Source organism: Mesorhizobium sp. f-mel, from assembly GCF_053850215.1.
In genome coordinates this window covers 433,671-446,170 of the sequence record NZ_JBSPTO010000001.1, presented here as the reverse complement: position 1 = coordinate 446,170, position 12,500 = coordinate 433,671, and the positions used below count along the sequence as shown (strand labels likewise).

The following is a 12,500-nucleotide window of genomic DNA, read 5'->3' as shown; positions in this document are numbered from 1 at the left end:
ACGCTGATGGCTCAGCCGAAATCACAGGATCGTGCAGCCCTTCGCTGCTGGAACGAGACCGATGGCTTTCAACGCACGATCTTCACACACATGGGCGTGCCGATATCGATGGATCGCCCGGTGTCGGCCAGCCGGCCCGTGGCGGCGTCGCGGGCAAAAATATTGATGCGATCGGCATTTTGGTTGGCGGAGAGGAGGTGGCGGCCCGAGGGCGTCAGCGCCAGATTGCGCGGCGTGGCACCCCTACAGGGCGTGTGATCGACTAGCGCAAGCGTGCCTGTTTCCTGGTCAACCGAAAACACCGCAACGCTGACATGGCCGCGGTTGGAACCGTAGAGGAAGCGGCCGTCAGGCGAGATCTGGATGTCGGCGCAATGATTGCCGTCGCGCGCCGCGGCCGGCACGGCCGGTTTCGTGTCGATGACCGAGAGCCTTCCTGGCACATCGTCGAGCGCAAGCGACACGATCGTTGAATCCAGTTCGTTCATGACGAACACGAAGCGCCCGAGCGGATGCAGCGCCACATGGCGCGGGCCGGCGCCGGGCGCAAGCGCCTGCTCCGCCAGTCTGGTCAGACTGCCATCAGGCCCGATGCGGTACGAGACAAGCCGATCGATGCCGAGATCGGCGACAATCGCCACGCCACCGTCGATCGTCTCGGTGACGCTGTGAGCATGAGGGCGTTCTTGACGGGCTGTGTCAGGCCCGCCTTGTGGGCGACGCTCGACAACGGCGCGGTCAGGCCGCCATCCTCGCGCAGCCCATAGACCACGACCGAGCGATCGGAACCGCCTTCGCCCATGCCGTAATTGGCGACCAGGAGCCTCGTCCCGTCGCGCGATGGTGTTGTGCGCCGTGATGCTGCCGAGGGTCGGCTGCTTGTTGATGTAGGAAAGCGCGGCGGTTGGCCTGTCGAAGCGGTAGGCCGAGAACCACGCCCTCGCGCCAGGCGAATACTTCGGAGTTGGCATAGATGTGGGAGCCGTTCGGCGTCACCGACAGAAAGGTCGGTTTGTCGACGTCGCCCGTCCCAGTCAGTTTCCTCGTCTCCAGCGTCTCCTCGTCGAAACTGTAGAGTCCGACGCCGCGCGCCGCGAAAATAAGGCGCCTCGCGGTTGGGGCTGCCAACGAAAACCAGACAGGCATTCCGCATAAATTCTCCCTTGTTCCGCCGGCATTGGCCGCCGCGGATTCGCGCGAAATTTCGCCTGTTCACGCTTGCAAGGCAATCCCATATGTGAAAAGTATATTTACAAAAGAAGATTGACGCGAGGATAGATCATGCAATTCGCTGTTCCACGGTACGTCGGCACTGGCGATCGCGAAGGAGAGCTTGTGCTTTATTGCGAGCACCTGCAGACGGTGAATTACAGCAATCCGGCCGATTTCGCCGGGAAGACGGAGAAATAGGCGATGGCCGCCACTGCCGAATTGCCGCTGACCGGGCTCGTCGTCGTCGACATGAGCCAGTTCCTGTCCGGGCCCTACTGCTCGCTGAGGTTGCTCGACCTTGGCGCCCGCGTCATCAAGATCGAGCGGCCGGATGGCGGTGACCTGTCGCGCCGGCTTTATCTCAGCGACACCGAGATCGGCGGCGACTCTACAATCTTCCACGCCATCAACCGCGCCAAGGAAAGCTTTGCCATCGACCTCAAGGACGAGGCCGACCTTGCGGCGCTGCGCGGCCTGCTGGCCAAGGCCGACGTGCTGATCCAGAATTTCCGCCCCGGCGTCATCGAGCGCCTGGGCCTCGACTTTGAGGCGGTGCGCAAAATCAATCCGCGCCTGGTCTATGCCTCGATCAGCGGCTATGGCGAGGAAGGCCCCTGGGTCAAGCGGCCCGGGCAGGATCTGCTGGCGCAAGCCCGCTCCGGCGTGATGTGGCTGAACGGCGACGAGGACCAGGGGCCGGTGCCCTTCGGCCTGGCGATTGCCGACATGCTGGCGGGCTCCGCCGCCGCGCAAGGCATCCTTGCCGCACTGGTGCGGCGCGGCGTGACCGGCACTGGCAGCCATGTCGAGACCAGCCTGCTCGAAGCGCTGGTCGATTTCCAGTTCGAGGTGCTGACCACGCATCTCAATGACGGCCGCCGCCTTCCGCGGCGATCAGCCTTCCGTAGCGCCCACGCCTATCTGTCGGCGCCCTACGGCGTCTATCCGGCGAAGGACGGCTATTTGGCGATCGCGATGTCGCCGATCTCGAAGCTCGCCGATCTGCTGGGGCTCGAAGAGCTTGCGCCCTATCGCGATCAGCCGTCGACCTGGTTCACCGCCCGCGACGAGATCAAGGCAATCATCGCGCAAAAAATCGCGACGAAGACGGTCGACGAATGGCTTGCCATCCTCGAGCCCGCCGATATCTGGTGCGCCAAGGTGCTGACCTGGCCGGAAATGATGGCCAGCGAAGGCTTTCAGGTGCTCGAGATGCTGCAGACAGTGACGCGCGAGGATGACGTCTCGATCCTCACCACGCGCTCGCCGCTCAGGGTCGATGGCGTCCGCGCCAAGGTCGAGCGGGCTGCGCCACGCATCGGCGAGCACAGCGCAAAGATCCGCAAGGAGTTCGGATTGTGAGCGACGTGATGCTCGAAGGCATGACCTGGAGTCACCCGCGCGGCTACGATCCGATGATCGCCTGTTCGGCGCTGTGGAAGCACCGCACCGGCGTCAACATAGAATGGGATAAGCGCTCGCTGCAGGATTTCGAATCCTTTCCGGTCGAGGAACTGGCCCGTGCCTACGATTTGATCGTCATCGATCACCCGCATGTCGGCCAGATCACCGCCGATAATTGTTTGGCGCCGCTCGATATCGTTGGCCGCGAAGCGGAGCGCGCGGCGCTGGCGGCGGGGAGCGTCGGCCGCTCCTATCCGAGTTACAACTGGCAAGGCCGGCAGTGGGCGTTTCCGATCGACACGGCGAGTCAGGTGCAGGCGTGGCGGCCCGACATGCTTTCTGCCGCCCCGGCGAACTGGGCCGAGATGCTCGAGTTGGCGCGACAAGGTCGTGTCCTGTTGCCGATGAGGCCGCCGCATTCGCTGATGGTGTTCTACACGCTATCCGGCAATTTCGGCCGGCCCGCCGTCGAAGAGCCTGGCGGCCACGTAAATCCTGACATGGGCAGCCGCGTTTTCGAGATGATGCGCGAGGTCGCGGCTCTCGTCGATCCGGCCTGCCTTGGCATGGACCCGATCGACATCCTGGAGCAAATGGCCAGGTCCGGCTCACGGATCGCCTGCGCGCCGCTGATCTATGGCTATGTCTCCTATGCCATCGCCGGCTTTCGGAGCAACCGCCTTGCCTTCGCGGACATTCCGGCTGAGGGCAATGCCGGTCCGGTCGGCTCGGCGCTCGGCGGAACCGGCATTGCCGTGTCGGCCTTTTCGAAGGCGAAGCAGGCGGCCATCGACTTTGCCTACTGGATCGCCAGCGGCGAGGTGCAGCGCGGCCCCTATGCGTCGGCCGGCGGCCAGCCCGGCCATGCCGCAGCCTGGGACGATGCAGCCGTCAACGCAGCCGCCGGTAATTTCTACATGAACACCCGCGCCACCCTCGAAGGTTCCTGGGTCAGGCCACGGCACGACGGCTACATGGCCTTCCAGCAGGCCGCGTCCGATCGCATCAATCTCGGCCTGGCCGAAAAGCACCATGCCGGCCGTGTCGTCGCCGATCTCAATCGCCTGTTTCTGGAGAGTTTCCCGGCACCCGGCGCTGCCGGTTGAGGAGCCTGAAACAGCTTAAATGGAGGAGAACATGAACAGCCTGATCCGCGGCAACTCACGCTGCTGATCGGCCTCGGCTTCCGGCCCTCGACCGTGCAGACGGCACTTGGCCTGGTCATCGTGCTGCTTGTGTCGCTCTATGGCCGCGAGAGGCACATGTCGGCGACGATCTGAAGCCGCTTACAAACTCCAAAGCCGCTTCGCATTGCCGGAGAGCAGCTTTTGCCGCTCATCGATGCTTGCACCGGCAAGCAGCGCGTGCGTCGCCGCCACCCAGGTCGCAAGCCCGCCGCCAAGCGTGCAGACCGGCCAGTCGCTGCCCCACACGACGCGGTCCCAGCCGAAGCATTCGATGGTGTGCTCCACATAGGAACGCAGCGTTTCGACAGTCCACGATCCAGCCTCCGCATAGGCGACCACACCGGAAATTTTGCCGACGACGTTCGGGCGCCGCGCAATCTCCGCCATATGCTCGCGCCAGGGATGCTCACTGCTGCCCTTGATGTCGGGCACGCCGCAATGGTCGAGCACGAACTGGACGCCAGGCGCGAGATCGGCGAGTGCGATCGCTTTAGGGATTTGATGCGGCAGGACAACGAGATCGAATGTCAGCCCGGTGCCAGCAAGCCGCTTGAGGTTTTCGCGAAACAGCGCGCCTTCCGAAAGCTCGTCCGGCATGACGTGGAGTACGCGCCGAAAACCCTTGACGAAGGGATTGGCTTTCTGACGCTCGAGATAGGCGGCAAAGTCCGGCTCTTCCGGACGGCACGATGCGATCGCCCCTCTCAGCAAACTGTCCTTCTGTTGCGACAGCGCCTTCACATGGCTGGTCTCAGCCTCGATATCGGCCGGATCGACATCGACTTCCATGTGCAATGCGCCCTCTATGCCGGCCCGGCGAGCTTGGACTGCATATTCGTCGTGGGAAAAATCGCGGTTTAGTGCCGGCACGCCGGAGAGCCAGGGATAGCGCAGCGCCGACTGGTCGATCAGGTGCAGATGGGTGTCGAAGATCATGACAACGCTCTCCTCCTCCGGCGTTTCGAATCATCTCACGGAGAAATTTTTCATTCAAATAAGAATTTACTTCGCCTGCTTGACCGTTGATCCCGCCAGTTGCGACAGCTTTTCGGTCGCCGCCAGCAACAGCTCTATCGTCCTGGTGATATCGGGCGCCTTGGGTGCGTTGACCAGGGTTATGTAGGGGATCGATAGTGCTGCGATTGCCTTGCCGTCCGAACCGAGAACGGGGGTCGACAGGTTGAATACGCCGGCGGTCTGCATTGACGCCATCATTTCGTAGCCGCGTTCACGTATCTGGTCGAGGCGGGCAAAGAATTCCGGCGATTGAGGCGGCTTGTCGGTGCTGCGCAGATGCTCGGAGATCATCATCTGCCGCTCTTCCGGCGAGCGGAACGCCAGCAGCACATGTCCGGATCCCGTGTCGAACAGGCTGATATGCGAGCCGACGCGAATCGAAATGCCCCAGTAGTCCGGCGCTTCCTGCTGTGCGATCACCACTGCGGAACCGCGGTCGAAGACGACGAGCTGGTTTGCCTGCTGCGAGGTTTCGGCAAGTTCACGCATCAGCGGCGTCGCATAGGAAACCAGCCGCCGCACCGGCGCGTGCAGCTGCGCTAGGCCAAACAGCTTGAGGGTCAGCGAATAACGGTCGCCGTCTGGCCGCGTGACGTAGCCGCGTCGCACCAGCCGGTCGAGCATGCGATAGAATTCGTTGGGGCTGCGATCGAGTTTCTTGGCGATTTCCGCCTGCGTCAGGCCGCCGTCGACGCCGGCCAGAAGCTCGAGGATGTCGAGCCCCTTGTCGAGCGCCGGGGCGCGATAACGGTCGTCGTCCTCGTCGCCTGCCATAGTCACTTCCCGGTGAATTTCGCCTTTCATATATGCACAATGACCTGCTTCCGGAAGAACTTTCAACTTGACGCCTTCATGAATATTTTGTTTATATATGAATAAAGCTCAACTGGATCGGTACGAGTCCCGGACGCACCCTCGAGAGGAATCAAATGACAGGCTGTTACGGCTTATCAGCCGGTGTGGCGCTGCTCGCAATTGATGCAGGCGATTCTTCTGCTGCCGATCTGTCACGCAAGTTCGATGACGTCATCAGCCGGAGTTGCCGATGATCGTCACCGAACCGCTCGGCAACGAGACGCTGGTGTTCGCCGAATTCAACGGCGGTGTCTGGGTATCGCGTATGGTCAATCCAAAACAGTTAAAGGCGGGCGACCGCGTGAAAATGAGCCTGGACCTGTCGCAGGCCCATCTGTTTTCTGCCGATACCGGCAGGACATTGCGAGGTTAACGTCATGGCAAAGATCGAAAAAGCCGAACTGCGGATGGTCGACCTGGTGCCGAAGGTCAAGCGCACTGATGCGATCCAGAGTTTTGTCAGCCAGGAAACGCCGATCGTCACCATCACCGACGCCGACGGCGCGGTCGGCACCGGCTACAGCTACACGATCGGCACCGGCGGCTCCTCGGTGATGCGGCTCCTGGCCGACCACCTTGCGCCGCGGCTGATCGGCCGCGACGCCGACATGATCGAGGCGATCTGGCACGAGCTCGAATTCGCCACCCACGCGACGACGATCGGTGCCATCACGGCAATCGCGCTGGCGGCCATCGACACGGCGCTGTGGGATCTCAGGGCAAAGAAGCTCGGCCTGCCGCTGTGGAAGCTGGCCGGCGGCGCCAAGGACCGCTGCCCGCTCTACACCACAGAGGGCGGCTGGCTGCATATCGAGACCGAGGCGCTGGTCGAGGACGCGCTCGCCGCCAAGGCAAAGGGTTTTCGCGGTTCTAAGGTCAAGATCGGCAAGCCGCACGGCTCCGAGGATCTCGCCCGGCTGACCGCGGTGCGCCAAGCAGTCGGCTCATCCTACGAGATCATGACCGACTGCAACCAGGGCTTTTCTGTCGACGAGGCGATCCGCCGGGCGGAGCGACTGCGCGATCTCGACCTCGCCTGGATCGAGGAGCCGCTGCCGGCCGACGACATCGATGGCCATGTGCGGCTGTCGAATGCGACGTCGACGCCGATCGCCATCGGCGAGTCGCTCTATTCGATCCGGCATTTCCGCGAATACATGCAAAAAGGCGGCTGCTCGATCGTGCAGGTCGATGTCGGCCGCATCGGCGGCATCACGCCGTGGCTCAAGGTCGCGCATGCGGCCGAGGCATTCGATATCCCGGTCTGCCCGCATTTCCTGATGGAACTGCATGTCAGCCTGACCTGCGCCATTCAGAACGGCCGATATGTCGAGTATATTCCCCAGCTCGATGAACTAACTGGCAAGAAAATGCGCATCGAGGACGGCCAAGCACTGGCACCGGACGAGCCCGGCATCGGCATCGACTGGGATTGGAATGCCGTCATGGCGAAGAGCATTGCGGAATTCACCACCGAAATAACAAAATAGGGAGCCGGACATGCAGCGGATGGGAATGGTGCTCGGCCTCAAGCCGGAAAAGGTCACCGAGTATGTGCGGCTTCACGCTGCCGTATGGCCTGACGTGCTTGCCATGATTTCCGCCTGCAACATCAGGAATTATTCGATCTATCTTAAGGAGCCGGAGCACCTTTTGTTCAGCACTTTCGAATACCACGGCACCGATTATGCCGCCGACATGGCGAAGATGGCCGCCGATCCCAAGACGCAGGAATGGTGGGCGCTGTGCATGCCTTGCCAGGAGCCGCTGCCGACCCGCAAGGAGGGCGAGTGGTGGGCATCGATGGACGAAGTCTTCCATCATGACTGACGGCGTTTTCGATCCTCACTCGCTCTCCCAGTCCTGGGCGAAGCCATCGAAGCCGAGGCCGATCGTGATTTTCGGCGCCGGCTCGATCGCCGGCGATGCGCATTTCCCGGCCTATGGAAAAGCCGGCTTTCCGGTCGCCGGGCTTTTCGATCCCGACCATACCAAGGCGGAAAGACTGGCGCAGAAATGGGGCGTCGCCACTTACCGGTCGGTCGGGGAAGCCGCAGCGATCAAGGACGCCGTCTTCGACCTGGCGACGCCGCCGGCTCATCATGCCGGCGTGCTCAGGGCGTTGCCAGATGGTGCAGTGGCGCTGATCCAGAAGCCGATGGGCAGCGATCTCAGCGAGGCGACCGAAATCCTCGAAATCTGCCGCTCCAAAAAACTGAAGGCGGCGGTGAACTTCCAGCTCCGCTTCGCGCCGATGATGCTGGCGCTGAAGGATGCGATCGCCAAGGGTTGGCTGGGCGACGTGGTCGATTTCGATGCATGGCTGGCATTGGCGACGCCGTGGCAACTCTGGGAGTTTCTGGTGAAGGCGCCGCGCGTCGAGATCGCCATGCATTCGATCCATTATCTCGACCTGATCCGGCAATTGCTCGGCGATCCCCGGGGCGTTCACGCCAAGACGCTCGGCCATCCCGGCCACAAGGTCGCGCAAACGCGCACCAGCGCGATCCTCGACTATGGCGACATTGTGCGATGCGCGCTGTCGATCAACCACGATCACAAATTCGGCCGAAAACATCAGGCCTGCGAATTCCGCATCTGCGGCACCGAGGGCGCCGCCTATCTCAAACTCGGGCTCAATCTCGACTATCCGCGCGGCGAGCCTGACATCCTTGAAATCTATCCGAAGGGCGGCTCCGACTGGGTTGCTGTGCCACTCATCGGCGAATGGTTTCCCGACGCCTTCGTCGGCCGCATGGCCAATGTGCAGCGCTATGCATCAGGCGAGGACACCGAGCTCGTCAGTTCCGTCGAAGACGGCTGGAGCACGATGGCGCTGGTCGAGGCCGCCTACCAATCGAGCGCGGCGCCGGCAACACCAATCGCGGCGAGGCCCTGACATGGAGCAGACTGTCTATTTCGAAGACTATCAGATCGGTTCGTCGCGCATGACCAGCGGGCGCACCATCACCGAGACCGACTTCGTCGTTCATGCCGGCCATACCGGCGATTTTTTTCCACACCATATGGACGCCGAATTCATGAAGACGACGCCGTTCGGCCAGCGCATCGCCCATGGCACGCTGGTCTTTTCGGTCGGCGTCGGACTGACGGCAAGCGTCGTCAATCCAGTCGCCTTCTCCTATGGCTACGACAGGTTGCGCTTCATCAAGCCGGTGTTCATCGGCGACACGATCAGGACCCGCACGACCATCTCGGCCAAGGAAGACGACCCGAAGCGGCTGGAGTCGGGTCGCGTCATCGAGCGCTGCGAGGTGATCAACCAGCATGGCGATGTGGTGCTGGCGGCCGACCACATCTACATCGTCGAGCGCCGCGACAAGCCGAAGCCGGGCTGAGCTAATTGCAGAGCAGTCATATCCGGTTGACCGGATATAGCGGCTTCCCGCCGCGCAGGACGGATGCGACATCGGCAAACACCTTGTTGCGAACCTCAGCGTAAGACTGGGTCGAGTAGTGCGCCGCGTGTGGACTGACCAGGACGGCCGTCGCCGTGATGCCGCAAAAGCCGATCCCGTCGTGCTCCGACGCGGGGATGGCGACCGGGCCCGCCACCGCCCGCATCGCCTGCTTGAAGGCGCGCGGATTGATGGCGTCGTGCCCATCCGCCCATGTCGTCGGAGTGGCGGCCGCCGGCGTCAATTTACGCGAAGCCCGGCCTGGCGCATCAGCGGCAGCACGCGGTCACAGAAGAAGGGCAATTCGTAGGTGTAGTTGACGAATGTGAGGGCGGCGCCGGAATAACCCTGGTCCATGATTTCAGTGAGATCGTCGACGATTTTTTCCGGTGTGCCGATGAGCGGAAACGTTCCAGCACCGCCGGCGAACCTTTGCCGATACTCAGTGAAGGCCTTCGCGTCGTGGGAGTTCGCGAATTCCTTCTTCTTGCGCATATGCTCGTCGACCGCGCCTTCGTCCGCGCATTCCAGCGCGTAGTGCCGGTAATAATCCTCGGCTTCTTGCTGGGTCTCGCGGCAGACGACGTGGCAGACCGTATAGACGCCGACTTCGCGTCCAACTTCAGCTGCTCGGTTGGTGATGTCGACCACATGCGCGCGGCCATCGGCAATTTCGGAAAAAGTCGAAAACAAATAGTCGCAGTGGCGCGCCGCATAGTTGCGCCCCGGTGCGCCGAAGGCGGCGTTCATGGTCACCGGGCGCGGCGCCTGCAGGCTTGGCGGGCGGCTGACAACCCCCTTCAGATCATAGAACTCTCCGCCGAAGTCGAACGGCTCCCTGGATTGGTAGGCACGCTCGATGATGTTGATCCATTCTTCGGCCTGATCGTAGCTCCGGTCGCCGACCGTCTGCCCGAACATGGCGAACTCGTCCGGGTTCCAGCCGCAGACAATGTTCAAGCCGGCACGCCCGTTGGAGATGTGGTCGACGGTCGCCAGCGCCTTTGCAGCCTGCAGCGGATGAACCAGCGGCACATGCACCGTCATGAACAGACCGATGTTCTCCGTCGCGACGGCGAGACCCGCCGCCCAGGTGAAAGTTTCAAACGACCATTCCCGCACATGCGTCAAACCGCCGAAGCCGCGCCAGCGCGCGATCGGCAGCAGAAACTCCAGGCCGGCGCGATCGGCGATGCAGGCAGCATTGAGGTTGTCTTCCCAGCGGGCGCGCCAGCGCTCGGGAACGGTGGTCATTGCCAGGCCGCCATCGGCGTTCATCGAGAAGACGCCGAGCTTGAACCTGTTCGGCCCTTTCAGCGGATGCTGCTTTCTGATCATGGTTTTCCCTGCCGCGGGATGTCCTCAGCTTCATCGTCGAACTGTTGCAACGGTGGGCTCAGCTTCATGAACGCTCCTCGGAGCCTCGCCTGGGCCGGCGGATGGCTCTCACCTTGCCGCTGTTTCCACCGCCGCAGAAGAACTGATCGCCACCATCGGACTCCAGCCCCGACACGCCTGTTCCAGGGGGCATATCAAGCTTCTCCAGGACCTTTCCGGTTTCAGGATCTATCCGCCTGACGTCGCTCTCGTCACCTTCCCAGGTGCCGTGCCAGAGTTCGCCGTCGATCCAGGTGACCCCTGTGACGATCCGGTTGGAATCGATTGTGCGAAGAACTGCCCCTGTCTGCGGGTCGATCTGATGGATTTTGCGACCGCGATTCTGCCCCACCCAAAGTGAGCCTTCGGCCCAGGCGAGCCCGGAGTCGCCGCCGCCACCTGGCGCCGGAATCGTGGCGAGCACGCGGCCTGTGTTGGGATCGATCTTCTGGATGCGATCTTCGGCGATCTGGAACAGGTGCTGACCGTCGAAGGCCGTTCCTGCGTGCGCGGCGACCTCAATCGCGCGAACCACTTTCCCGCTCGCAGGATCCAAGGCGTTCAGCCTGTCTCCGGACGCAAACCAGACATGCTGACCGTCGAACGTAACCCCAGCCACCTGGTCGACACCCGGAAAGGGTCCATATTCGCGGAGGACTTCGGCTGCAGATCGTTTCATGCTTCTCCTCCAGGCTCAGATCTGTTGAATTATCCCGACACTAGTAGCCAGATAGTGAGCCGGGGAGTAACAAGATTGTCGGGAATCCCGGCACGGGCGGGGTCATCCAACGGCGCGCTCGCCCGCGACCGAACGATTGCACCTTGCCTGCTGCCGCAAGCTGCTCGAGCGATCGCTGCACGGTGCGCGAGCTGGCTCCGAGCGCAATTGCGAGCGCCGAGCTCGACCACGACTCGCCATCAGCGAGGAAGGCGAGCACCGCTGCATGCTGCTCATCGACGGGCGGTGCCAGAACCACCACATCGCGTGGGCGGCGCGGCTTAAGCGCAAAGCCTCGCTTGGTCGCGCTCACATCCGCCAGTGACCGCAGCTCCACGCGAAGCCGACCGACTTCGACCCGCAACCGGGCGCGATGCGATTCATCGGCGTGCTTGCCGCCGAACGCGCGGGCGACGAGCGTGCTCCGCGGCACGTCCGCGGGCCAGGCTTCGCCCAGCGTGCGGGCAAGCGCGAACAAGACCGGGCGCGTCGCGAGCGGGACGATAATGCCGGCGTCCCGCACGACATTGCGGCAGGCGTCGACGACGAGCGCTCCCGACGCCAGCAGCGCTTCGACCTCCTCAAGCAGGAGCGGGTGCTCCTCACCACGCGCGATCAGGCGCGCCGCGGGCGTGTTCATCACGAGGGATGCGCTTTCGACCTCTGCCGTCAGCGCCGGGATGTCCGCCTCGCGGGCGGCATGCTCGGCCCGCGCGAGCGCAACGCGCGCCGCCTTGGTCCGGAGGCGTCGAATCGCGAGCCCCGCAATCACCAGCTCGTGGGCGGCCCTCGACGCGGGTGGGAGCGTTGTCGGGTCGAACCCGGCCAGCCTGCTCTCGGCCTCATCGAGGCGTCCGATCAGGAGCAGGCGCCGAGCCTCGAGATTGCGCGCATGCGCGGCATTAAAGCGGTCGCCGTGCTTTTCAAGCGTCGCCCGCGCGGCGTCGAGTGCCTTCGCCGGCCACCCGAGGTCGCGCGAGACGAGCGCGATCTCGGCTTCGGCGACGACGCACCTCGCGCGAGCGACGGCTTCTTTCGGACCGAAGGCGCGCGCAGCACTTTTGAGAAGAGCCTTTGCTCGAACGAGGTCGCCGAGCTGCGCCATCGCGATGCCGCGCAGAGCAAGCGCAGGCGCATCGTCACGCAGGGCGACCCGCTTCAAAGCGCCGAGGGGATCACCCGTTGCGAGGGCGCGCGCCGCAGCGGTGATCAGCGAGTCCATCGGAATCCCGTCACGTTTGTAACTCTCACCATTCGATGTCCGGTCCTAATCTATCTCAGGACCAACAGCCAGCGCGCTGTATCGAAACG

Annotated in this window: 13 protein-coding genes and 2 pseudogenes; 8 read left to right on the top strand and 7 right to left on the bottom strand. The window is 63.0% G+C overall.

The genetic code is table 11. The annotated features are described in order from the left end of the window. Positions 1-68: 68 nt before the first annotated feature. Entirely contained in the window at positions 69-971 is a 903-nt protein-coding gene (locus ACWUKX_RS02100) for a lactonase family protein (RefSeq protein WP_456003349.1), read from the bottom strand. Positions 972-1,323: 352 nt separating this feature from the next. Between ACWUKX_RS02100 and ACWUKX_RS02095 the strand changes: the two are divergent. The 3 genes and pseudogenes from ACWUKX_RS02095 to ACWUKX_RS02085 form a co-directional block, all read left to right on the top strand. Further along, positions 1,324-1,410: pseudogene (locus tag ACWUKX_RS02095) on the top strand (amine oxidase); the annotation flags it as partial. 3 nt (positions 1,411-1,413) lie between these two features. Then, the gene (locus ACWUKX_RS02090; RefSeq protein WP_456003347.1) at positions 1,414-2,574 is read left to right on the top strand and encodes a CaiB/BaiF CoA transferase family protein; all 1,161 of its coding nucleotides are present in this window, start codon (positions 1,414-1,416) and stop codon (positions 2,572-2,574) included. 8 nt (positions 2,575-2,582) lie between these two features. Then, positions 2,583-3,722 (top strand): extracellular solute-binding protein, encoded by a 1,140-nt coding sequence (locus ACWUKX_RS02085; protein ID WP_456004065.1) that lies wholly within the window; start codon positions 2,583-2,585, stop codon positions 3,720-3,722. Between the two features lie 180 nt (positions 3,723-3,902). Here ACWUKX_RS02085 and ACWUKX_RS02080 read toward each other — a convergent pair whose 3' ends face one another. Both ACWUKX_RS02080 and ACWUKX_RS02075 read right to left on the bottom strand, forming a co-directional pair. Then, positions 3,903-4,739 (bottom strand): amidohydrolase family protein, encoded by an 837-nt coding sequence (locus tag ACWUKX_RS02080; protein ID WP_456003345.1) that lies wholly within the window; start codon positions 4,737-4,739, stop codon positions 3,903-3,905. A 66-nt stretch (positions 4,740-4,805) separates the two neighbouring features. Next, positions 4,806-5,594 carry an IclR family transcriptional regulator gene (locus ACWUKX_RS02075; protein ID WP_455838933.1) on the bottom strand — a complete coding sequence of 263 codons (789 nt, stop codon included), beginning with the start codon at positions 5,592-5,594 and terminating at the stop codon, positions 4,806-4,808. Between the two features lie 253 nt (positions 5,595-5,847). Here ACWUKX_RS02075 and ACWUKX_RS02070 point away from each other — a divergent pair. The 5 genes and pseudogenes from ACWUKX_RS02070 to ACWUKX_RS02050 form a co-directional block, all read left to right on the top strand. Beyond that, positions 5,848-6,048: pseudogene (locus tag ACWUKX_RS02070) on the top strand (sugar ABC transporter ATP-binding protein); the annotation flags it as partial. Positions 6,049-6,052: 4 nt separating this feature from the next. Continuing rightward, entirely contained in the window at positions 6,053-7,165 is a 1,113-nt protein-coding gene (locus ACWUKX_RS02065) for a mandelate racemase/muconate lactonizing enzyme family protein (protein WP_456003343.1), read from the top strand. Positions 7,166-7,175: 10 nt separating this feature from the next. Then, entirely contained in the window at positions 7,176-7,505 is a 330-nt protein-coding gene (locus ACWUKX_RS02060) for an L-rhamnose mutarotase (RefSeq protein WP_455849988.1), read from the top strand. Beyond that, the gene (locus ACWUKX_RS02055; RefSeq protein WP_456003341.1) at positions 7,498-8,574 is read left to right on the top strand and encodes a Gfo/Idh/MocA family protein; all 1,077 of its coding nucleotides are present in this window, start codon (positions 7,498-7,500) and stop codon (positions 8,572-8,574) included. The genes ACWUKX_RS02060 and ACWUKX_RS02055 overlap by 8 nt, the downstream gene beginning before the upstream one ends. 1 nt (position 8,575) lies before the next feature. Continuing rightward, the gene (locus ACWUKX_RS02050) at positions 8,576-9,034 is read left to right on the top strand and encodes a MaoC/PaaZ C-terminal domain-containing protein (RefSeq protein WP_456003338.1); all 459 of its coding nucleotides are present in this window, start codon (positions 8,576-8,578) and stop codon (positions 9,032-9,034) included. 16 nt (positions 9,035-9,050) lie between these two features. Here ACWUKX_RS02050 and ACWUKX_RS02045 read toward each other — a convergent pair whose 3' ends face one another. The 4 genes from ACWUKX_RS02045 to ACWUKX_RS02030 form a co-directional block, all read right to left on the bottom strand. Further along, the gene (locus ACWUKX_RS02045; protein WP_456003336.1) at positions 9,051-9,338 is read right to left on the bottom strand and encodes a hypothetical protein; all 288 of its coding nucleotides are present in this window, start codon (positions 9,336-9,338) and stop codon (positions 9,051-9,053) included. Beyond that, positions 9,335-10,429, bottom strand: coding sequence for an LLM class flavin-dependent oxidoreductase (locus ACWUKX_RS02040; RefSeq protein WP_456004063.1), 1,095 nt, complete (start codon positions 10,427-10,429; stop codon positions 9,335-9,337). Before ACWUKX_RS02040 ends, ACWUKX_RS02045 begins: the two co-directional genes overlap by 4 nt. A gap of 67 nt (positions 10,430-10,496) precedes the next feature. Beyond that, on the bottom strand, positions 10,497-11,150 hold the full coding sequence (locus tag ACWUKX_RS02035) for a Vgb family protein (RefSeq protein WP_095518490.1): 654 nt from the start codon (positions 11,148-11,150) through the stop codon (positions 10,497-10,499). A 40-nt stretch (positions 11,151-11,190) separates the two neighbouring features. Further along, positions 11,191-12,411, bottom strand: a complete 1,221-nt coding sequence (locus ACWUKX_RS02030) for a helix-turn-helix domain-containing protein (RefSeq protein WP_456003333.1) — start codon at positions 12,409-12,411, stop codon at positions 11,191-11,193. Positions 12,412-12,500: the final 89 nt, after the last annotated feature.

Excerpts from the sequence above, each read along its gene's own strand:
- ACWUKX_RS02100 (WP_456003349.1), bottom strand. The coding sequence starts at position 971 with ATGCCAACTCCGAAGTATTCGCCTGGCGCGAGGGCGTGGTTCTCGGCC.
- ACWUKX_RS02090 (WP_456003347.1), top strand. The coding sequence starts at position 1,414 with ATGGCCGCCACTGCCGAATTGCCGCTGACCGGGCTCGTCGTCGTCGAC.
- ACWUKX_RS02085 (WP_456004065.1), top strand. The coding sequence starts at position 2,583 with ATGCTCGAAGGCATGACCTGGAGTCACCCGCGCGGCTACGATCCGATG.
- ACWUKX_RS02080 (WP_456003345.1), bottom strand. The coding sequence starts at position 4,739 with ATGATCTTCGACACCCATCTGCACCTGATCGACCAGTCGGCGCTGCGC.
- ACWUKX_RS02075 (WP_455838933.1), bottom strand. The coding sequence starts at position 5,594 with ATGGCAGGCGACGAGGACGACGACCGTTATCGCGCCCCGGCGCTCGAC.
- ACWUKX_RS02065 (WP_456003343.1), top strand. The coding sequence starts at position 6,053 with ATGGCAAAGATCGAAAAAGCCGAACTGCGGATGGTCGACCTGGTGCCG.
- ACWUKX_RS02060 (WP_455849988.1), top strand. The coding sequence starts at position 7,176 with ATGCAGCGGATGGGAATGGTGCTCGGCCTCAAGCCGGAAAAGGTCACC.
- ACWUKX_RS02055 (WP_456003341.1), top strand. The coding sequence starts at position 7,498 with ATGACTGACGGCGTTTTCGATCCTCACTCGCTCTCCCAGTCCTGGGCG.
- ACWUKX_RS02050 (WP_456003338.1), top strand. The coding sequence starts at position 8,576 with ATGGAGCAGACTGTCTATTTCGAAGACTATCAGATCGGTTCGTCGCGC.
- ACWUKX_RS02035 (WP_095518490.1), bottom strand. The coding sequence starts at position 11,150 with ATGAAACGATCTGCAGCCGAAGTCCTCCGCGAATATGGACCCTTTCCG.
- ACWUKX_RS02030 (WP_456003333.1), bottom strand. The coding sequence starts at position 12,411 with ATGGACTCGCTGATCACCGCTGCGGCGCGCGCCCTCGCAACGGGTGAT.